Source organism: Mesorhizobium sp. CA7 (assembly GCF_020165015.1).
In the GTDB taxonomy this organism is placed as follows: Bacteria; Pseudomonadota; Alphaproteobacteria; order Rhizobiales; family Rhizobiaceae; genus Mesorhizobium.
Genome location: NZ_JAIUHH010000001.1, coordinates 510,166 through 529,928, shown reverse-complemented (window position 1 = coordinate 529,928; position 19,763 = coordinate 510,166). Strand labels below are relative to the sequence as shown.

Sequence of the window (19,763 nt, the reverse complement as noted above, 5' to 3'; positions counted from 1 at the left end):
TGTACGAACAGAAAATAGGTGGGATCATATCGGTTTAAAAGTGCCGTTGGCGCATGGCAGCAATGCAAATTGTGCAATGCAACATTAACGGCGTTCACGCCTGCGTCGCAAAGAAGGCCGAATCGGAAAGTGCCGCCGCGTCAACGGTTTGGCTGCCCCGGTTGAGGAAATGACCAGGCTTTGGGGGAAAGCATGGCGAGCTATACGACACGGCTAAGGGCGGATATCGCCCGCTGGCGGGAGAGAGGGCTGATCGATCCCGCCACGGCGGAGGCATTGACGCGCGACGTCGCTGCCAACGAGCGCGCGTCGCTGAGTTTCGGCTCGATCCTGGCAATGATGGCGGCGCTTCTGTTCGGCGCAGCGATCCTGATTTTCGTCGCCGCCAACTGGGAGGCCATTCCGCGTGTCGTTCGTGTGGCGGCGCTTTTCGCCGTCATCCTGGCCGGCTATGTCGGCGGCGCGGTGCTGAAGACGCGCGACCATGCCGCGATCGGCGAGGCGCTGTGGATCATTGCAGCCGCCGCCTTCGGCGGATCGATCGCGCTGATCGGCCAGATGTACCATCTTTCTGGCGACGAGGCCTCGGCGCTGGTGACATGGTGCGCCGGCACCGCGCTGGCGGCAGTAGCGCTGCGTTCGAACCCACTGACGGTGGCTGCGGTCGGCATTGCCGATGCCTGGCTGGTCCTCAAGGGGTTCGGCTTCTACTGGCGCGCGGAAATTCCTCATCTCTTCATCGTCATGGCGATCATCCTGTTCGCCGTTTCGTTCTGGACGCGCAGCCGGGCAGCGCGCCACCTCATCATTCTGTCTGTGATTCTGTATCTGGTCTTGCTGGCGACGGATCACGACACGTTGCCGGTGGCGATGTCGCTGGTCATTGTATCGACGCTGCTCTTTGCCGCTGCGGTCCTTGCCGGCGATCCGATCGACAGGATCCTGCAGCTGGGCGGCCGGCTGTCCTTGCACGCCTTGCTCGGCTTCCTGACCGGCATGGCGATGATCCAGTTCGAGCTGGCGGATGAAAGCACCTACAATAGCGGTTTCGCCCTCGCGTCGATCGTAGCGCTTGCCGGCATCGTCGCGGCGATCATGTTGGCCGGCCGCGAGAGCAGGGGCCTGCGCTGGCTGGCCTATGCCGGCTTCGCCTTCGAACTCGCCATCATCTATAGCGTCACCTTGCTTTCGATGCTGGATACGGCCGGCTTCTTCCTGGCGGCTGCCGTGCTGCTCGGCGCACTGGCGCTGATCATCATCCGTATCGAGAAGCGCATGAGAGCGCCCGCCGAGACAGGAGCAGCAGCATGACCGGCAAGAAACTGATCGTCTCGGCGCTGGTGCTGGCGCTTGTTCAGATCGGCTTTCTCAGCTGGATCATCGCCGGCCGCGCCGCGATCCTGCGCAACGGCAAGGAAGTGCTGCTGAAAGTCCAACCGGTCGACCCGCGCGACCTCCTGCGCGGCGACTATATCGCGCTCAACAACAACATTTCGCGCATCCCGGTGAAGCTGATCGTCAACCTTCCGCAAGGCAAGTTCTCCAGCGACGACACAGCGATCGTGGTCCGGTTGAAGAAGGGCTCCGACGGCTATTGGCAGCCGACCGCGGCGTGGTTCGGCAAAGCGCCGGTCCCGGCCGGCGCGGACGAAGCAGACATTGCCGGCCATGTCGGGGAAGGCTGGGGCCTCAGCGATCCGGAAGCGACGATCGCACCCGACTACGGGATCGACCGCTTCTATCTGCCGGAAGGCGAAGGAATGGCGATCCAGGACGACATGCGCGTGCGGCCGTTCGGCATCAAGCTCGCGCTGTCGGCAGACGGCACGGCGCAGATCAAGGCGCTGATGGACGGCGACAAGACGCTGTTCGAGGAGTCGCTTTACTAAGTTTATAGGGGCTTGACGTCCGTGTCCGCGCTAACGGTGGTCCCGCTTATCGCTGGACACTCCCTGTCTCTGCGATAATTTTGGGATAGGGACCGATCAAAATCGTGTAGCTAAAGTTTGCCACGCCTTTTTCCTGCTTGTGTTTCGAGGGGCTGCGCACAACCCAGTCGTAGACGCCCGAAACCATGCAGCGATCGTTAGTGCAGTTGACCACGATGCTGTCCTTGCGGACGCTATATCCGCGTTCAGGCCATCGCCGGTAATAGTTCCTCTTGTCCTGAACGATCGACCTCAACTTCGTCAGCTTGCCATAATAATCGACCTTGAGAGCGTAGGACGCCTGAACTTGGGCAAGAGCGAAATCGTCGTTGTCGCCATGATGCTCGATGAGATCCCTGACGAAGGCGACCGCAATGCTTTCCGGCAGTTGCCTGGCGTCGGGTGCAGGAGCGGACACGGGCGCAGGATTTGCCGGCGATTGGTTCGCTGCGGCATTGGTCACATGCAAGTCAGCCATTTCGCTGGCCGATAGATATCTTATGTCATGCTTGCCATAGCTCGAAGCCAATTCTATCAGCTTGGGGTCCACTCCCATCTCGACCACATAAGACGTGATTGCAGCCGTTCCGAGCTGGACGCGGGCCTTCGCTTCTTCGGTGGACATCCCGTCAGCCGGTTTGAGAAACGCCCGGTGGATGCCGATGGAACTTGGTTCGGCAACACGGTGAATGCCACCCAGGAAGGCCAGTGAGCAGGCTGAAGCGCACTGCAATTGGCCAACCTGAAGCGTATCCAACCCTGCTGCGCGGATCATACGCCCCAAACGAATAGCACCGCCGACGTTGCCACCAGGGGAGTTGAATACAATCACCTTGGCCCCGCTGCTCGCAACCGCGCGGCTGAAGCCGTTCAAGGACTCATTGGCGCTAAACTCACCGGAGACAATGAGCATTGGCCGCTGACCCGGAAGAGAAGCCGGAGTGTACTCCAAAGCCTCAACCTGAGACGCCGCCGCGAGAGCTGACCCAAGTCCCAGAACCAGAGAAGTTACACGCACAATCTGACAGAGCCCCGACCCGCCTGTTGCAAGTAAGAACCTGTCAAAGGGCTATTTCAAGTGCATCGGATGCGCAAAGCGGGATGGTCTCCGAGAGCGTGAGGGCCTTGCTTGCGCCGCCAGGAGATAGCTGCGGTCCTCCTTCGCCAAGACTTCGGAGACACCTTCGGCTCTTCGAGCCTCAGGTGGTGGTCCTGCCGTCCGAAGCTCAAAGAGCGAAGGATGGTGCGGATGAAGGGACTCGAACCCCCACGCCTTTCGGCACTGGAACCTAAATCCAGGGCGTCTACCAATTCCGCCACATCCGCTTTCCCCGGCAATCCCATGTAGCCATCATTCTGTCAATGTCGAGGCTCAAGTCATGCTTATCCGGCTAAAGCGCGTCATGTCGAAACGGCTCGGGTGACGCGCTTCAGGCCTAGTCTTGATGCATGCCGTTCTCCCAAAACCGCTGCGCACTTTTGGGCGGCATGCATTGGAGCGAAGATAGTTGAAAATTAGCCTAGCCTGTGACAAAAGGCGTGTCGAATGTGACGGAAAGTGAGTTTCCGCTTCTGCAAGATGTGAAAAGTCGTAGGAAAAACAAAGACTTATTCGCATCCGGCAAGGCGCAGTTCAGGAGAATTTGAGCCGCATTCGCGGTCAAATCGCCAGGTTCCGTCCCAAAAGCCATTTCCGGCAAGATCATACCGGCAGGCTGTAAACGGCTAAAACCGTTCGGCAGTCTCATTGTTGAAAACAAAGGTTCTAGGATGCAGGTCACCGAAACGCTCAACTCCGGTCTCAAGCGCGAGATCAAGATCACCGTGCCGGCCGGTGACATGGAAGCCAAGCTGATGGCGCGGCTGACCGATGCCCGCGGCAAGGTGCGCATCAACGGCTTCCGCCCGGGCAAAGTGCCGGTGCAGCACCTGCGCAAGGTATACGGCAAGTCGTTCATGGCCGAGGTCGTCAACGAGATCCTCAATGACTCGACCCGTTCGATCATCTCGGGGCGCGGCGAAAAAGCCGCCATGCAGCCCGAAGTGATCATGACCGAGGACGAGAAGGAGGCCGAGAAGATCCTGGCCGGCGGCGCCGATTTCGAATTCAGCCTCAACTACGAAGTCATCCCGCCGATCGAGATCAAGGATTTCTCCGACATCAAGGTGACGCGCCAGGTCTATGACGTGCCGGACGCGGAAGTCGAGGATCAGGTCAAGCGCGTCGCTGAATCGGCGCGCAGCTACGAGCCGAAGACCGGCGAGGCCGCCGAGGGCGACCGTGTGACCATCGACTATGTCGGCAAGATCGGCGGCGAGGCCTTCGCCGGCGGCGCCGGCACCGACCAGCCGCTGGTGCTCGGCTCGAAAGAGTTCATCCCGGGCTTCGAGGAGCAGCTGATCGGAACGAAGGCCGGCGACGAGAAGCAGGTCACCGTCACTTTCCCCGAAAACTACCAGGCGGCGCATCTGGCCGGCAAGGAAGCCACCTTCGACGTCACCGTCAAGGAAGTGTCGGCGCCCGGCGCGCTCGAGATCAATGACGAGACGGCCAAGAATCTCGGCCTGGAATCGCTCGAGCGCCTGCGCGAGATCGTGCGCGGCCAGATCGAGAACCAGTTCGGCTCCATGACCCGCCAGAAGGTGAAGCGCCAGTTGCTGGACCAGCTCGACGCATCCTATTCCTTCGAGGCGCCGTCGAAGCTCGTTGAGGCCGAGTTCAACAACATCTGGGGCCAGGTCAACCGCGACCTGGAAGCCGCCGGCCGCACTTTCGCCGACGAAGAGACGACGGAAGAAGAAGCGCGTGCCGAATATATGCGCCTTGCCGAGCGCCGCGTGCGCCTCGGTCTGGTCCTGGCCGAGATCGGCGAGAAGGCCGGCGTCACCGTGTCGGACGAGGAACTGCAGCGCGGCCTGTTCGAGCAGGTGCGCCGCTTCCCGGCCAACCAGCAGCAGGAAGCCTTCGAGTATTATCGCAGCAACCCGGAAGCCATCAACGCGCTGCGCGCGCCGATGTTCGAGGAGAAGGTGGTCGACTATCTGCTGGGCCAGATCTCGGTCAACGACGTCAAGGTCGGCAAGGACGAGCTGATGGCCGACGACGAAGAGGCCGAAACCGCGACCAAGGCGAAGCCGGCCAAGAAGGCTTCCTCGAAGAAGTCCGAAGCCAAGGCAAGCGACGCAAAGGCAACCGACGCAAAGGCTGGCGAAGCAAAGGCAGGCGAAGCCACCGGCGAGGCGGAAGAGCCGAAGAAGAAGGCCGCGCCAAAGAAAAAAGCCGCCAAGGAAGCCGAGTAATAGGTTTCAACACCGCGATTTGGAAAGGCCGCCTCCGGGCGGCCTTTTTCATTAGGAGCTACTTTATTGTGGCGGCGTGGCAACACAGACAACTTGTCTTGAAGGCCTGCCGCTGGCGATACCAACGGTTGAACATTATCTGCGCTTCATCGCATTCGCGGGTGTTTGGAGGCATTGGTGAGGCTGGGATTCACGATGAGAGACGTGGTCGTCGCCGCGGCGCTCTTGTTTGCCGCAGCCGCCGGTGTCGCCCGGGCCGAGCCGGCTCTCGGCAACTGGAGCGTTGGCGCCGGTAATGATGGTCAGATCACGGCGTCGCTCCACGCCAGCAACAAGCTCATCACCGGCGGCGGAGCGTTGGGCTACAGCCCTGTGCTGACATTGGCTTGCCGGCCCCACGGCGAACCACGCTGGAGCGAGTGGCTCCAGCTCAACGATGCTGTCTCCGCCAGCCGCAAGATCACCATCTCCGTCGTGGTCGACGGCGGCGGCAAAACCGATGAAAGCTGGTCGGTCGGCCCGCGCGGCAGAACACTGGTCAGGGATGGAGACGACGGCATCAAGCGTCTGGCTTCAGCGAACCGGCTGACGCTGTCGTGGCGCTTCGGCCTTTTGTCGGGACGCGGCGAGGCCGATTTCGAGCTTGCGGGTTTTTCGGACGTGATCGGGCAGATCGCGGCAAGCTGCAAGACCGACCCGCCCTGATCGTCGCCGTTCAGAAGGCTTGGACCGCTTTTAGGGCAGTTAGTCCTCGGCGCATGGCCTAAGCCTTCGCAGGCTGGCAATTTTTGCCCATTGGTTCGATTCTGTGGTATGTAGGTGCCGCAATTCCACTGAAGAGACGCGGCCGCCCGCCATGCAGGATACGCCAGCATGGCGCGGGCCGTCCGACGTAAATGACGATCAGGGAGGAAGTGCCATGCGCGCAACCGCGCTTTTCATCGTCTTGTCCGCCACGACGTTCCTTGCAAGCCCATCGCAGGCGCAGGACGCCGCCGCAGGCGAGAAGGTGTTCACCAAATGCAAGGTTTGCCACATTGCCGAGCAGGACCAGAATAAGGTCGGCCCGTCTCTGCATGGCGTCATCGGGCGCACCGCGGGCACGCATCCCGGTTTCAGCTATTCCACGGCCATGATCGAGGCCGGAAAATCCGGCATCAAATGGGACGAGCCTACGCTGACAAAATATCTTCACGACCCCAAGGCGATGGTCAAAGGGACGAAGATGGCGTTTCCCGGCCTCAAGAACGATCAGGACATAGCCAACGTCATCGCCTACCTGAAGCAGTTTTCCAAATAAACACCGCCGTCCAGACTCTTTTGATGGTCGCCTGCTTATCCGGAAGGAAGACGCCGGCAGTGCGCAGATGAATATCGCGCCCAGCACCGTCACGCCGGGAGCGCAAAAAAACCCAGTAGCAGCAGAATGACTATGCCAACGCCGAGTATGAGAAGCGTCCGCGTGTCCATGACGTTCACCTTCGCATCTTGAGAATACCGAAAAAGCAGCCCTGGACGACTGGCGGTCGTGCTGCCGATCCTCGGCCCTGGCATGTTTTTACCGCAAGGTCGTAGAGCCGCCGGCTGCCCCAGACCGTCGAAGCAATCAGGCCCTGCCGTGACGCAGCGGCGGGAGTCTCTATGCGTCAGAAGGCCGGATAGCTGAACCGCGCCTGGCGCGCGTCCGTCGTCAGGTTGCGGAAATCCTTGCCGCTGACATACACAAGCGTCTTGTGGTCGCCGCCCTCGAAATAGATATCGGCGGCATCACGCAGGCTTTCGTCCAGAATGACCGGCACATCATAAGCCGCACCGATCGGCGGTATGGCGCCGACGTCGCAATCGTCAAAGAGCGATACCACTTCGTCTTCGGAAGCGAGGCCGAGGCGTTTGTCCATGACGTCCTGCAGCTTGCCGAGTTCGATTCTGTGGGTGCTTGGCACCACGGCCAGCGCATAACCGAGTTCGTGGTGAACGACCACGGACTTCGCCATGATGCTGCCGGGCACGTGCGCGGCAATGGCGGCCTGCCTGCTGGTGGCAGTTCGATGATGCCCCACGGTATCGTAGGAGATGCCCTTGCGGTCGATAAAGTTTCTCAGTCTGTTCGCTATCGTCATTGTCCGCGTCCTTTGCTTGAGTTCACGGCGCATACGCCAAACCAAAATGGGCCGGCGGCCTGTTGTTTCAAGCCATCGGAACCGGCCGTCCCCGGCCCGTCATGCTGCGGCTGGACCCCGTATCGGGTGTCAGGGGCCAGGCCCGAAAAACGCGATACGAGTCAGCAGCGTATAGTCGGCCTCGAAGACCATCATCGCCACGAAAACCAGCACCAGTATCGGCGGCAGGATGATTGCATACATCATCGCCAGCCGCTCCCAGGCCATGTGCATGAAGACGGCGACGATCAGTCCTGCCTTGAGCATCATGAAGATCAGGATCAGCGACCACCTGAGATAGCCATGGAGGCCGAAATAGTCGACCAGATAGGAGCAGGTGCTGAGAATGAACAGCCACGCCCAGACGACCAGATAGAGCTTGATCGGGTGCTCCTGATGCGTCTCCGCCTTGGCGACGATCGCCGCGTCATGGGCGGGATGCAGTGTGTGTTGTCCGAGACCGTTTGCGGTTGCTTCAGCCATGTCTTCCTCTCAACAGAGCCTGCCTCTCACCACAGATAGAAGAAGGCGAAAATGAACACCCAGACCAGGTCGACGAAGTGCCAATAGAGCCCCATGATCTCGACGTTCTCGTAGCGGCCCCTGCGGCTGGTGAAGAAGCCGGGCCGGCCGGTGTCGAAGTCACCACGCCAGACTTTTCTCGCCACGATAATCAGGAAGATCACCCCGATCGTGACGTGCGTGCCGTGGAAGCCGGTGATCATGAAAAAGCACGAGCCGAATTGCGCGGCTCCCCAGGGATTGCCCCACGGCCGAACCCCTTCGGTGATCAGCTTGGTCCATTCGAAGGCCTGCATGCCGACGAAGGTCGCGCCGAGGGCGGCGGTCAAAAGCATCAGGATCGCTGTCTTGCGACGATCGCGGCGATAGCCGAAATTGACCGCCATGGCCATGGTTCCGCTGCTCGAGATGAGAACGAACGTCATGATGGCGATCAGGATCAGCGGGATCTCCGAGCCGCCGATGCGCAAGGCGAAGACCTCGCTTGGATTCGGCCACGGCACGCGCGTGGAGATCCGCGCCGTCATGTAGGAAAGCAGGAAGCAACCGAAAATGAAGGTGTCGCTGAGCAGGAAGATCCACATCATGGCCTTGCCCCAGGACACGTTCTTGAACGCGCGCTGATCCGAGGCCCAGTCGGCGGCGATCCCGCGCAAGCCCTGGGGGCGATCCATCTGGCTGGTATGCGTCAGTGTGGTCTCGGCCATCGCCAGTCTCCTAGGTCAGCAGCCGTTGGCAAATGCTCACGAACGTCGCCGCCCAACCGGCCAGGACGGCGAAGATGCACAGCCAGACGAAAAGCAGGAAATGCCAATACATGGCGCACAGCTCGACGCTGAGGCGCAGCCGCTCCCGCCGCGTTCCGTTCCAGGCGCCGGCGCTCGTCCTGCCAAGGCCGACCAGCCCGCCCAGTATGTGCAGGCCATGCATCGCCGTGATCAGATAGAAGAAGCTGTTGGCCGGGTTGGAGGCCAACAGATAGCCGTCCTCGGTCAGCTGCCGCCATGCAATCAACTGGCCGGCGAGGAAGGCGAGGGCGGTCAACCCCGCCGTTGCAAGACCGAGCCTGACCATGTCCACCTGGCCTCTGCGCGCGGCGACCGCCGCACATTGCAGCGCGACGCTGCTCAGCGCCAGCACGCCGGTGTTGAGCCAAAGCAGGCGCGGCAGCGGCAGCGGCCGCCAGTCCGACAGGCCCATGCGCATGAAATAGGCGCTGGTGAACAGCGAAAACAGGCAGCCGACGACGGCGAGGAAGACGCCGAGGCCGATCTTGGCGGTGGGCAGGGACGACCGGTCGAAGCCGACGACGTCCCCGGCCACGCCTTGCTCCAGCCACGGCTTGGCTGTCAACCGCTGGTGCGAAAGCCACCAACCGGCAAAGCCGGCGATCACCAACATGAAGACCAGGATGACGCTCATGCCGGCTCCCTGGAGGGGCCGAAGGAGCCCGGCACGTTCTGCGGGATGAAGTCCTCCTTGGCACCCGGCACACTGTAGTCGTAGGCCCAACGATAGACGATAGGCAGTTCCTTGCCGAAATTGCCGTGCGCCGGCGGCGTCTCAGGCGTTTGCCATTCGAGCGTCGTTGCCCGCCACGGATTGCCGCCGGCCTCACGGCCATGGCGGATGCTCCAGATCAGGTTGAACAGGAACACCATCTGGGCGAAGCCGACGATGAAGGCCATGATGCTGATGAACGAGTTCAGATGGTGGGCCGATTCCGTCATGATATTCATGTCGGTCAGTTCGGCGTAGCGCCGCGGAACGCCCATCAGGCCGAGATAGTGCATGGGGAAGAAGATCAGGTAGGCGCCGAGGAAGGTGACCCAGAAATGGAAGCGGCCGAGTGTCTCGTCCAGCATCCGTCCGGTGACCTTCGGATACCAGTGATAGATCGCGCCGAAGATCACCAGGATCGGTGCGACGCCCATGACCATGTGGAAATGTGCGACGACGAACATCGTGTCCGACAGCGGCACGTCGACGACGACGTTGCCGAGGAACAAGCCCGTCAGGCCGCCATTGACGAAGGTGACGATGAAGGCGAGCGCGAACAGCATCGGTATGGTGAGGTGGATGTCGCCGCGCCACAACGTCAGCACCCAGTTATAAACCTTGATCGCGGTCGGCACCGCAATGATCAACGTCGTGGTGGCAAAGAAGAAGCCGAAATAAGGATTCATGCCGCTGACATACATGTGGTGCGCCCAGACCACGAAGCTCAGCGCGCCGATGGCGATGATGGCCCAGACCATCATGCGATAGCCGAAGATGTTCTTGCGCGCATGCGTGCTGATCAGGTCGGACACGATGCCGAAGGCCGGCAGCGCCACGATGTAGACCTCCGGGTGGCCGAAGAACCAGAACAGATGCTGGAACAGGATCGGGCTGCCGCCATTGTGTTGCAGTTGCTCGCCCATCTCGACGATTGCCGGCATGAAGAAGGAAGTGCCGAGCAGACGGTCGAGCAGCATCATCACACAAGCAACGAACAGTGCCGGGAAGGCCAGAAGCGCCATGACCGTGGCGGTGAAGATGCCCCAGACGGTGAGCGGCAGGCGCATCAAGGTCATGCCGCGGGTGCGGCCTTGCAGCACCGTCACCACATAGTTCAGGCCACCCATGGTAAAGCCGATGATGAACAGGATGAGCGAAGAGAGCATCAGGATGATGCCCCAGTCCTGACCGCCCGGCGTGCCGGTCATGATCGCCTGCGGCGGGTAGAGCGTCCAGCCGGCGCCTGTCGGCCCGCCCGGCGCGAAGAAGCTCGACACCAGGACCAGCACGGCAAGCAGATAGACCCAATAGCTCAGCATGTTGACATAGGGAAAGACCATGTCGCGGGCGCCGACCATCAGCGGAATGAGGTAATTGCCGAAGCCGCCAAGGAAGAGCGCGGTGAGCAAATAGATCACCATGATCATGCCGTGCATGGTGATGAACTGATAGTAGGCCTCCGGAGTGATGAAATCGAACGTGCCGGGGAAGCCGAGCTGCAGGCGCATCAGCCAGGACAGCATCAGCGCGACGAGGCCTATAGCCATGGCCGTCGCCGAATACTGGACTGCTATGACCTTGGCGTCCTGTGAAAAGACGTATTTCGTCCACCAACTGTGCGGATGGTAGAGTTCCATCTCCGCGACTTCGGCGGGTGGAACGGCATCTGCGGGTGTGACGTCGACCATGGGAGCACCTCCGCGCCCTGTTCAGCGGGCCTCGAGCGTTTCGAGTTTTGCCGCAACGTCCAAACTGGACGCCATCGTCTTTTCCGACGGTTGGTTCGCCGAGCCCGTTTGCTGGGGCGCGGACAATTGCGCAAAGGTCTGTTGCTGGCCGAGCCAGGCCAGATAATCCTGCTCGGTATCGACCATGACAACGCCATGCATCAGCGGATGTCCCTGGCCGCACAGCTCGGCGCACAAGACCTGGAAGGTTCCGGTCCGCGTCGGCGTGAACCAGAAATACGTCACCGATCCCGGGATCATATCCATCTTGGCGCGGAATTCCGGGATGTAGAAATCGTGCAGCACGTCGATCGAGCGCAACAGCACCTTAACCGGCTTGCCGACCGGCAGGTGCAGGTCCGCCGCCTCGACCACGACGTCATCTTGGCCGTTCGGGTCGCCGGGTACGATGCCGAGCGGGTTTTCAGCCGAGACGATACGGGTGTCGGAGGTGCCGAGCTTGCCGTCTTTGCCGGGCAAACGGAAGCTCCATTGCCATTGCTGGGCGACAACCTCGATATCGGCGGCCTCGCCGGGAACGTTGACGAAGCGGCTCCAGACGAAGAGGCCGGGAACCAGCAAGGCGGTGACACCGGCCGCCGTTGCGATCATCAGCCACGATTCGAGCCGCCTGTTCTCCGGTTGATATGCCGCGCGATTGCCTTCCCGATGCCGGAAGCGGAAGACGCAATAAGCCATAAAGAGCACGACAGCGGCAAAGACGATGCCGGTGATCCAAAAGCTGATGGTGATGGTGTTGTCGATGTAGTCCCAGTTCGAGGCGATGGGCGTCCACCACCATGGGCTCAGGAGGTGGAACAGCACCGAGCCCACAACGATCAAAACGAGTACAAGCACAATGGCCATGTCCCGTCCTCCCGGTATTTCACGGGAGCGCGAAGCATCCCAGGAAGATACCAAGTGCCATCATGCTTGATTTCCTGCTGAAATGCCAGAGCCGACTATCTGATGAGGCGACGATGTCCCGGCAATCCCGAATTGCCGGGCAAACGCCTCAGATCAGCAGCAGACCCTTCATCGAGGCGTTGCCCTTGCGGCCGATGATGATGTGGTCGTGCACGGCGATGCCGAGCGGCTTGGCCGTATCGATGATCTGCTTGGTCATCTCGATGTCCGCGCGGGAAGGTGTGGGGTCGCCAGAAGGATGGTTGTGCACCAGGATGACGGCGCTGGCTGAGAGCTCGAGCGCGCGCTTGACCACCTCGCGCGGATAGACCGGCGTGTGGTCGACGGTGCCGGTCTGCTGTACCTCGTCGGCGATCAGCCCGTTCTTCTTGTCGAGGAACAGGATACGGAACTGCTCGCGGTTCTCGAAGGCCATGGCGGAGCGGCAATAGTCGAGCAATTGCGTCCAGTTGGACAGGACTTCGCGGCCGCGCACCTCGCCGCGCGCCATGCGCTGGGCCGTCGCGGCGATGACCTTGAGATCGGCCGCAACGACCGGTCCGATGCCTTTGACTTCTTCAAGCAGGGATGCCGGCGCGCCGAGCACCTCGGCCAGCGAGCCGAAGCGGGCGATGAGCGCCTTGGCGATGGGCTTGGTGTCGACGCGCGGGATCAGCCGGAAGAGCAGCAGCTCGAGCAGTTCATAGTCGGGCAGGGCGTCCGGTCCGCCGGCGACAAAGCGCTCGCGCAGGCGGTCGCGATGGCCGTGATAATGCGGTTTCTCGGTAGGTGCCGCCTTCTTTTGCACTGCCTTAGGAGGTTCAATCCAGCCTTCGGAAAAGAATGCCCGCTCGTCCTCGACTTTGCCCATGGTCCGCCCGCTCCCCTCAGGCTTAAGTCGAAGTGCTACGCCGGCAGGCCGGGGCGGTCGAGCTTTTTCGGCGACAGCGTGAAGATCTCGCAGCCTGTGTCGGTGACGCCGATCGTATGCTCATACTGCGCCGACAGCGAGCGGTCGCGCGTGACTGCCGTCCAGCCGTCCGACAGCACTTTCACATGCGGCCGGCCGAGATTGATCATCGGCTCGACGGTAAAGATCATGCCCGGCCGCATTTCGACGCCTTCATTGACGGTGCCGTAATGCAGGATGTTGGGCGCGTCGTGAAAAAGCTGGCCGACGCCGTGGCCGCAGAAGTCGCGGACCACCGAGCAGCGCTCGGCCTCGGCATAGGTCTGGATCGCGGCGCCGATGGCGCCGGTGCGGGCGCCGGGCTTGATCGCGGCTATGCCGCGCATCAGGCACTCATAGGTCACTTCGAGCAAGCGCTCGGCGGCACGCTTGATCGTGCCCACCGGATACATGCGCGAGGAATCGCCATGCCAGCCGTCGAGGATATAGGTGACGTCGATGTTGACGATGTCGCCTTCCTTCAGCGGCTTGTTGTCGGGGATGCCGTGGCAGACGACATGGTTGATCGAGGTGCAGGACGATTTGGTGTAGCCGCGATAATTGAGCGTGGCCGGCAGCGCACCATGGTCCATGCCGAATTCGAAGACGAAGCGATCGATCGTTTCCGTGGTCACGCCGGGCTTCACCAACGGCACAAGCTCGTCGAGGCAGCGCGCGGTGAGGTCGCAGGCCTTGCGCATGCCGGCGAAGCCGTCCTCGCCATAGAGGCGGATCTGGCCGGTGTTTCGAAGGGGGGCCGTGGAGGCGTCGAGATAGGTGACCATTCTTGTCCGTTTTGCGGGCGTTGGCTCCAAGGGAGCCGAAATGCGAAAATCTGCTCCAGATTTGGCACCGGAAGCCGCAAGGTTCAAGGACGAAGTGCGATTGCGGCCTCCATTGCGGCTTTCCTTCGGCCATCCCATGGGCTAGGTCGGGCCTTGGTATCCGGAGACTGACTTGACGGCGCCTGAACGCGAAAGATCGATGCTGCTGCCGGCCAGGACCGCTTTTGCGGGCCTGATGGCGCTGCTGATGCTCGCGCTGCTGGGCTTCGCGCAGGCCGAAATCTCCGCGTCCGCCGCCTCGTTCTCGTGTGGTTCCAGCATCAGCGCTGCCCGTCAGGGCGACACGATCGCGCTGCTCAGAACGACCGGCAAGGCGCAGGCGCTTGAGGTCCGGGCCAGCCGGCCGCTCGCGACAAAGCTCGTCGGCGGCAATTCCGGCGCGCTCGCCCATGCATCCGATTTCCTGGTTATCGGCCGGGCGTTGCCGTCCGAGATGAGCGCCACGCCCGTATCGGCAAGCGCTACCGCTTCGCGCACCAACCAACCGCGCGCGCCGCCGGCCGCGTGAAGCCTTAGCCGCTAGGCGCGGCATTCAAACCAAAAATTCCTTTGCGCCGTGATCCGGCGACGGCCGCCGGTCGTCCGCCGGTCGCGTGCGCGTCAGTTCGGATTCCGTTCAATGCAACGCATCAAGACATTCAAGACACTCACCTGCGCGGTCGCGGCGGCCTGCTTTCTGGCGGTCCAGGCGGCAATCTGCATCGGCACCGTCTACTGGGCCATTGCCGCCACCCTTCGCATGGAAGGAACGGCGGCGATCGTGCTCGGCGCCATTTTGCGGCGCCGTCCGCTTATGTGCTGATGGTAGTTACCCGCATGGCCTATGATGCGGAGACCGACCCGGCTAACCAATAGCGGCAAGGGCGTGGAAGAGGGACAAGGGGCTGCGATGGCCGGCAGTACGATGGAAATCCGGCATTGGCAATGCAGCCGGTATCGATGCGGACTGACCCGGATCCGCCGCACCGGCGAACCGATTCTTCATCGCACTGAGGTCACATTTGCGAGTCAGAAGGCCGCAAAAGCAACTTTTCATATCGAACGGCGTTGCTCCGGCTACGCCAGTTCGGGAGACAGGGGATGGACAGATTGCAATTCGAAGTGCCGGTGCGCATCACGCCCGCGCCCGGGCTGCCGATCGAGGAAATCTACAGCGTCGAACAGGCGCTCGATTTCCTGCAGGACTGGCCGAAGCGCAGGCAAGGCAAGGTCTACGAAGCCGCATTCAACGCCTGCTTCGGGGCGACGGTCGAAGTGGCCAGCGCCGAGGAAGCCTGCCGCGCGTTCGCAGCCTTCTGCCGCGTCAGCGGATTGCTGGCGAGGGACGCGATGTTTCCCGGCAAGCGTGGCAGCGGGGCAGGGACGCATCGCGAGGCGCGAGCGTAGATTTCGATCGGTTCAGCCGCCGAACGACACCCCCCGATAGCGCATCCCCACCTGGACGCTGCGCACGATCACGCGTGACAGGATTTCCATATCCAGCGGCATTTGCGGACGCCACACGTCGAGCAGGAGAGCGACGCGGGGCTGATCCGAATTGTTCATCACTTCGTGCTCGAAAGTATCGTCCCACAGCAAGCATTCGCCGTCGGCGATGCGCCTTTCCTCATGATTGATCATCATGATCGTTGCCGGACGGCCGTCCGCCTGTTTGGGGATGACCAGGCCGAGATGGAACCGCATGATGCCGCGAAAGGGTCCGCGATGCGGCGGGATGTGCTTGCGCGGGGCGAGGAACGAGACGGCCGCCGATTTGACCTCGGGGCATTCCGAAAGCAGCCGGCTCAGGACCGGCATGCGCGCGAGGTTTTCCGGGATCGTCATGTCATAGGCCTTGAGCACGAACATGCGCCAGTCGAGACCGTCATTGGCCGAGATATTGGCCTGTTCCGGCATGATGTCGTGGAAGCGCGGCGCCTTGTTCAGCTTCGCCGCCAGCGCCTCATCGCGGATATTGCGCCAGGCGGCGGTGAACTTCGCGGCATTGGGAAAATGCGTGCCGGCATCAAGAATGGCCGGTGCATCTATGCGCTTTTCATAGATGCGGCGGACCAGATTGGTTCCGAGATCGTAGGCGCCTGACATCTCATTACCTCAACGACGCTGTTATATAGTGGGATATTGCTTACGGCCAGATTTGCTCGAGCCGTCAACACGGAGATGAACATCGCAGGCCGCCATGCCAAAATCGAAACGATGTCGGCCTCGCTCGCTGCATCGTGACAGCGCGATCGATGCGGAACTGCGTCACAAGATGCGAATTTGGCGATACGATGTTTTGCCAGGACGCCACCATGCCCGGACGCAAGATTAGGCTTTGCGCGGCAGCCATGCTCGTTGCTGCTTCAAATTTCGCCGACGCCCGATCCGATACGCGCAAGATGCCCTGTGAACAGACGCAGGCACTGATCCAGAGCCAGCACGCTGCGGCGCTGAGCACGGGACCGAATACCTATGACCGCTATGTCCGCCAATTCGGCAATGAGTGCGACGCTCCTTACGCGCCGATGGTCGACTATGTTCCGACCAGCGACGGCCGGTGCATGGTTTACCGGTGCGAGGAGCCGGCTCCAATGGTTCCGGATTGACCGAAGGCCTGTGAGCTCTCCCGGTTTTTCACGGGAGCCTCAGACACTGGCCGATGCGGCTTACTTGACCTTTTGAATCTCCGGTTGAATCTCCGGGCTCGGCGTCTGATCAGTTGCCGGGGCCGGCGTGCAATCCGGGCCCTTGCAATCCAGCACGGGATCGTCAGCCGGAGGAAGACAATTTTGCCCCTGGCAATGGACTGCTGGAGGCTGCGGCGTTGCTTGGCTATTCGGCTGAGCAGGCTGATCGTCTGCGTGAACGGGCGGCACGCCTGCCAGGCCGGTCATTGCCGCGCATAAGAGCGCTGTCCGAAGCATCTTCATTCCCGCCTCCACGGTCGAGAGCGGAGGGAATTTTACACTTTCGGGTCGAGGACGGCTCCTGTCGTCCGCGAACGGCGTTAACAGCGCGTTTCCGGTTGCAGTTCACCCAAACCACGCTCTGACGCCAGCGCAGCGTAAGGGGTGGACGCCTTAGCCATAGAGCGGCCCGACAGTTCCGCGTTGGGGTTTGCGTTGGGTGAACCGCCGGGCCCTAGCCGACTCGGTAGGGGTGGGTAGAGTCGGCTAAAGCGAGGCTAAATTAGCATCTATGCATTGATATAGGTTTCTATACCTTTTCCACCGATTTCCAGGCGCCGGAATGCGACCATTGCGTAAAGGTTTGGTCAACTATAGCACATTAGAATTCGCTAATGCGCTTTACTTTGGTGCTCTTTTGTTGGGCTGCGTTCTTCGGCTGGGATTTGGCCGCCAACCATGGTGAATTCGTGCTCGCGATCGGCCATGGGGTTTTTCGGCTCGTCCACATGACGGGGCTGGCTTGAACTAAGCTCATAAGTGCGGAGAGCGTTACTGACCGGGCGGCGGTGGTGGTGCCAGCGAGGGTGTCGATGGCAGCCAATCTATTCCGGGTGTCTTACTTCGTTAACCAGCGCGCCTATGATGGGAGCCAGGAACGCGTTTGCGTGGCGAAATTCATTGTGACTGCGAAGACGATGAAAACCATGGCGGCAGAGACGTTCGGCCGTCAGGAGGCGCGGCGCCTGACCGGCGAGACGCATTCGGCAATCAACTAAACCACAATCTGCACCACCGATCTTTGAGCGGCCCGACGCCTCACGGTGGCGGGCACGCCAGTAACTAAAGTCCGAAAGAGAACACTTCGGGACGGCTCGTCTCGTAGCCAAGGCGGGGCTTGGAACTGCCAACCTCGGTCTGTGGTGAATTGGCGGTTCCGGTCGCAGTACAGTCAAGTTTGGCCGCTGCAGTCGCCTTGATCGACAGCCCTGCACATGTCTTTTGGGCAGTAAGCGTTGGCTTCTTGTCGTGGGCCACAGCGGCACTTGACGCCGCGAGAACGAGAGCCGCACAAACGATTGCCGTTTTCATAGCGTTACCCCTTCTTTAGCAATAGCTAATGAGAGGGTAACGTAACGTTAACCAACCGTCAACGCGACACCGGACCAAGCCGGATTCGAGCCCGATATTGGCCAAAGATTGGACAGAGTCGGCATAAGCGTCGCTAAGTTCTTGAAAAGTCTGGTACGCCCAAGGGGAATCGAACCCCTGTTACCGCCGTGAAAGGGCGGTGTCCTAACCGCTAGACGATGGGCGCGCTCAGACGAAGCGGCTTATAATTGCGTTGTTGCCAACCGGCAACCCATCTGCCGCCACATGCGACAACTTTTTTCAAAGGCGGCACAAAGCCCCTCGGGTGGCGGTTTCGCTTGGCCGCGCATCCCTGGAGATTAGCCGGAACATCCTCGCGATCGTCATTCTATGGCGGAGCAAGGAGCGAAGCGACGCGCGCAGACCATAGACTTCGCGAGGCTGACGTGCCGCAACGGTGCAGAACTTGCGCCGCTGCACTCCGCGGTCAAGGTCACGGAATGGATCCTCGGGTCTGCGCGTCCGCTTCGCTCCCGCTCCGCCCGTGGATGACGAGGCGACGGAAGCCTCGGCTAATCGCCGACGTCTTTGATGGGCGTGTTGAGACTAATATCGGCATTGGCGGCGATCGGCTCGCAACCGGTCAAACGGCCATGCTCACGAGGCCAAGCCGAACGTATCAGCCGTCCTCGCCGCCGCCACTGCGCCTGCGGCAGCGCCAGTTCCAGTCGCGCTCGGGGCCGACGTCGATATGGACGGATTCGGTGTGGCAGTAGGTGCCGACGCCGCCGCGGCCGGGCATCGAGCGGACGTAGCTCGCCAGTTCCCATTTCGACACGCCGGGCAACTGGATGTCGGCGGCGGCGCAATACATGTGCAGCGAATTCTTGGCGCCGTTGGCGCGGCGGTTGCGGGAGGGATCGCGATAGCCGGAGGTGACGATCATCTTGCGGCCGAAATGACCCTCGATCGTCTTCAGCACCCGTACCAGCGACGGCTTGAGGCAGGCGACGTCGACGCTTTCGTTCTGCTTCAAAAGACCGTTGGGCGCGAGCCTAGCCAAGCCGGCGGCCGACGCCACCTGGTAGGAACCGCCGCCGCCTTCGTCCTCGTTGAGGTCGACGTCGCTCTCGTCGTCGATGCCGGATTTGCGCTTGATCTCGAACAGCGCCGTCTGGCGCACGCCGGGAAGAGCGTCGGCGCCCGTGATGTGATTGCTCGGGTTGTCGAGCGAGGCCAGTTGCACCGGCTTGTCGCCCGATGTCGCCGAGGCCAGCGTCACGATCGGCTTGGCCGGCGGCGGCGTGGTCTTGGCCTGCGCGGCGGGCTGGTCGCCGGAGCGCGCATTGTTGATCAGGGGGGCGGGGGCGGCCGAAGCCGGCGTGGTGCTGAACAGCGAGGCGAACAGGCTCTTCTTCGGCGCGGCGATCTGCGGCTGCGCCGGCTCGGCCGCGGTCACATAGACGCCGTTGCTCATAGCCTGCGTGGTCGCCTGCGCCTTCGACGCGACGGTGGCGGCATCGCCGGCGGCGACCTGCTTGGCGACGGCTAGCGTCTGTTCCGCCGTTTGCGCCTGCTGAACCAGCGGTTGCGGCGTGCTCCCGGCAATGGCCTGGGCGCCGGCAGGAATGGCGATGGGGAACGTGCCGTCCGGCCGCGTCTCCGGCACATAGGCGACCTTCTCGGGCAAAGGCGCATCGCCCTCGCTCATCACGGTCGACGTCGCTTCGGCCGGCGCCGATGCCTGCAAGGACGAATCGGCCGAAGTCGCAGTCTTGGCGCTGGATGTCGCGCTCATTTCGCCGGCAGTTGAATTGTAGGCGGGCGAAACGACCGACATCGTTGGGTCGCCGGTCGATGTGCAGGAGGCCAGGAGCACGGAGAAAAGCGCTGCCGCAATGCTGCAGCTTCCCCCTCGTGCAAGACGCCAACCTGCTGATTTCAAAA

21 protein-coding genes and 2 tRNA genes are annotated in these 19,763 nt (G+C 61.6%); 10 read left to right on the top strand and 13 right to left on the bottom strand.

The features are described from left to right. Nucleotides 1–192 precede the first annotated feature (192 nt). The gene (locus LB552_RS02570; RefSeq protein ID WP_224601694.1) at nt 193–1,311 is read left to right on the top strand and encodes a DUF2157 domain-containing protein; all 1,119 of its coding nucleotides are present in this window, start codon (nt 193–195) and stop codon (nt 1,309–1,311) included. Then, the gene (locus tag LB552_RS02565; protein WP_224601692.1) at nt 1,308–1,889 is read left to right on the top strand and encodes a GDYXXLXY domain-containing protein; all 582 of its coding nucleotides are present in this window, start codon (nt 1,308–1,310) and stop codon (nt 1,887–1,889) included. The genes LB552_RS02570 and LB552_RS02565 overlap by 4 nt, the downstream gene beginning before the upstream one ends. A 46-nt stretch (nt 1,890–1,935) precedes the next feature. Here the strand turns inward: LB552_RS02565 and LB552_RS02560 are convergent, their stop codons facing one another. Further along, nucleotides 1,936–2,841, bottom strand: a complete 906-nt coding sequence (locus LB552_RS02560; RefSeq protein ID WP_224601690.1) for a hypothetical protein — start codon at nt 2,839–2,841, stop codon at nt 1,936–1,938. Between the two features lie 328 nt (nt 2,842–3,169). After that, nucleotides 3,170–3,254: transfer RNA gene (locus LB552_RS02555), tRNA-Leu, on the bottom strand. A gap of 444 nt (nt 3,255–3,698) precedes the next feature. On the opposite strand from LB552_RS02555, the gene tig reads away from it, so the two are divergent. The 3 genes from tig (at nt 3,699) to LB552_RS02540 (ending at nt 6,528) form a co-directional block, all read left to right on the top strand. Next, nucleotides 3,699–5,228: a trigger factor gene (gene tig, locus LB552_RS02550; RefSeq protein WP_224601688.1), complete on the top strand. Its 1,530-nt coding sequence runs from the start codon at nt 3,699–3,701 to the stop codon at nt 5,226–5,228. A gap of 177 nt (nt 5,229–5,405) precedes the next feature. Then, nucleotides 5,406–5,933, top strand: a complete 528-nt coding sequence (locus tag LB552_RS02545) for a hypothetical protein (protein ID WP_318012009.1) — start codon at nt 5,406–5,408, stop codon at nt 5,931–5,933. A gap of 214 nt (nt 5,934–6,147) precedes the next feature. Further along, nucleotides 6,148–6,528 (top strand): c-type cytochrome, encoded by a 381-nt coding sequence (locus tag LB552_RS02540; RefSeq protein WP_224601687.1) that lies wholly within the window; start codon nt 6,148–6,150, stop codon nt 6,526–6,528. Nucleotides 6,529–6,874: 346 nt separating this feature from the next. Here LB552_RS02540 and LB552_RS02535 read toward each other — a convergent pair whose 3' ends face one another. The 8 genes from LB552_RS02535 to map all read right to left on the bottom strand — a co-directional run bounded on the left by LB552_RS02535 (nt 6,875) and on the right by map (nt 13,776). Then, nucleotides 6,875–7,348: an aminoacyl-tRNA deacylase gene (locus LB552_RS02535; RefSeq protein ID WP_224601684.1), complete on the bottom strand. Its 474-nt coding sequence runs from the start codon at nt 7,346–7,348 to the stop codon at nt 6,875–6,877. 129 nt (nt 7,349–7,477) lie between these two features. Further along, complete coding sequence (locus LB552_RS02530) at nt 7,478–7,870, bottom strand: cytochrome C oxidase subunit IV family protein (RefSeq protein ID WP_224601682.1); 393 nt, start codon at nt 7,868–7,870, stop codon at nt 7,478–7,480. 26 nt (nt 7,871–7,896) lie between these two features. Continuing rightward, nucleotides 7,897–8,616 (bottom strand): heme-copper oxidase subunit III family protein, encoded by a 720-nt coding sequence (locus tag LB552_RS02525; protein WP_095765039.1) that lies wholly within the window; start codon nt 8,614–8,616, stop codon nt 7,897–7,899. Between the two features lie 10 nt (nt 8,617–8,626). After that, complete coding sequence (locus LB552_RS02520) at nt 8,627–9,331, bottom strand: cytochrome c oxidase subunit 3 (protein WP_224601680.1); 705 nt, start codon at nt 9,329–9,331, stop codon at nt 8,627–8,629. Continuing rightward, nucleotides 9,328–11,097 carry a cytochrome c oxidase subunit I gene (ctaD, locus tag LB552_RS02515; protein WP_224601678.1) on the bottom strand — a complete coding sequence of 590 codons (1,770 nt, stop codon included), beginning with the start codon at nt 11,095–11,097 and terminating at the stop codon, nt 9,328–9,330. The genes LB552_RS02520 and ctaD overlap by 4 nt, the downstream gene beginning before the upstream one ends. A 21-nt stretch (nt 11,098–11,118) precedes the next feature. Then, nucleotides 11,119–12,003: a cytochrome c oxidase subunit II gene (locus LB552_RS02510; protein WP_224525292.1), complete on the bottom strand. Its 885-nt coding sequence runs from the start codon at nt 12,001–12,003 to the stop codon at nt 11,119–11,121. A gap of 148 nt (nt 12,004–12,151) precedes the next feature. Then, nucleotides 12,152–12,913 (bottom strand): RadC family protein, encoded by a 762-nt coding sequence (radC, locus tag LB552_RS02505; RefSeq protein WP_095765043.1) that lies wholly within the window; start codon nt 12,911–12,913, stop codon nt 12,152–12,154. A 35-nt stretch (nt 12,914–12,948) separates the two neighbouring features. Next, nucleotides 12,949–13,776, bottom strand: coding sequence for a type I methionyl aminopeptidase (map, locus tag LB552_RS02500; RefSeq protein WP_140840430.1), 828 nt, complete (start codon nt 13,774–13,776; stop codon nt 12,949–12,951). A gap of 199 nt (nt 13,777–13,975) precedes the next feature. Here map and LB552_RS02495 point away from each other — a divergent pair, with 199 nt between their 5' ends. From LB552_RS02495 to LB552_RS02485, 3 genes are all read left to right on the top strand, one after another. Beyond that, nucleotides 13,976–14,344 carry a hypothetical protein gene (locus tag LB552_RS02495; protein ID WP_224543664.1) on the top strand — a complete coding sequence of 123 codons (369 nt, stop codon included), beginning with the start codon at nt 13,976–13,978 and terminating at the stop codon, nt 14,342–14,344. Between the two features lie 111 nt (nt 14,345–14,455). After that, nucleotides 14,456–14,638 (top strand): hypothetical protein, encoded by a 183-nt coding sequence (locus LB552_RS02490; protein ID WP_224601676.1) that lies wholly within the window; start codon nt 14,456–14,458, stop codon nt 14,636–14,638. Between the two features lie 278 nt (nt 14,639–14,916). Beyond that, nucleotides 14,917–15,222: a DUF982 domain-containing protein gene (locus tag LB552_RS02485; protein WP_224601674.1), complete on the top strand. Its 306-nt coding sequence runs from the start codon at nt 14,917–14,919 to the stop codon at nt 15,220–15,222. 12 nt (nt 15,223–15,234) lie between these two features. Here the strand turns inward: LB552_RS02485 and LB552_RS02480 are convergent, their stop codons facing one another. Then, entirely contained in the window at nt 15,235–15,921 is a 687-nt protein-coding gene (locus LB552_RS02480) for an aspartyl/asparaginyl beta-hydroxylase domain-containing protein (protein ID WP_224601672.1), read from the bottom strand. A 209-nt stretch (nt 15,922–16,130) separates the two neighbouring features. Between LB552_RS02480 and LB552_RS02475 the strand changes: the two genes are divergently transcribed. Together LB552_RS02475 and LB552_RS02470 are read left to right on the top strand one after the other, a co-directional pair. Continuing rightward, nucleotides 16,131–16,424 (top strand): hypothetical protein, encoded by a 294-nt coding sequence (locus tag LB552_RS02475; protein ID WP_224601670.1) that lies wholly within the window; start codon nt 16,131–16,133, stop codon nt 16,422–16,424. An 893-nt stretch (nt 16,425–17,317) separates the two neighbouring features. Then, nucleotides 17,318–17,503: a hypothetical protein gene (locus tag LB552_RS02470; RefSeq protein ID WP_224601669.1), complete on the top strand. Its 186-nt coding sequence runs from the start codon at nt 17,318–17,320 to the stop codon at nt 17,501–17,503. 464 nt (nt 17,504–17,967) lie between these two features. On the opposite strand, the gene LB552_RS02465 is transcribed toward LB552_RS02470, so the two are convergent. Continuing rightward, nucleotides 17,968–18,042 (bottom strand) — tRNA-Glu (locus LB552_RS02465). A 453-nt stretch (nt 18,043–18,495) separates the two neighbouring features. Next, on the bottom strand, nt 18,496–19,656 hold the full coding sequence (locus LB552_RS02460) for a YcbK family protein (protein ID WP_224601667.1): 1,161 nt from the start codon (nt 19,654–19,656) through the stop codon (nt 18,496–18,498). Between the last annotated feature and the right edge of the window lie 107 nt (nt 19,657–19,763).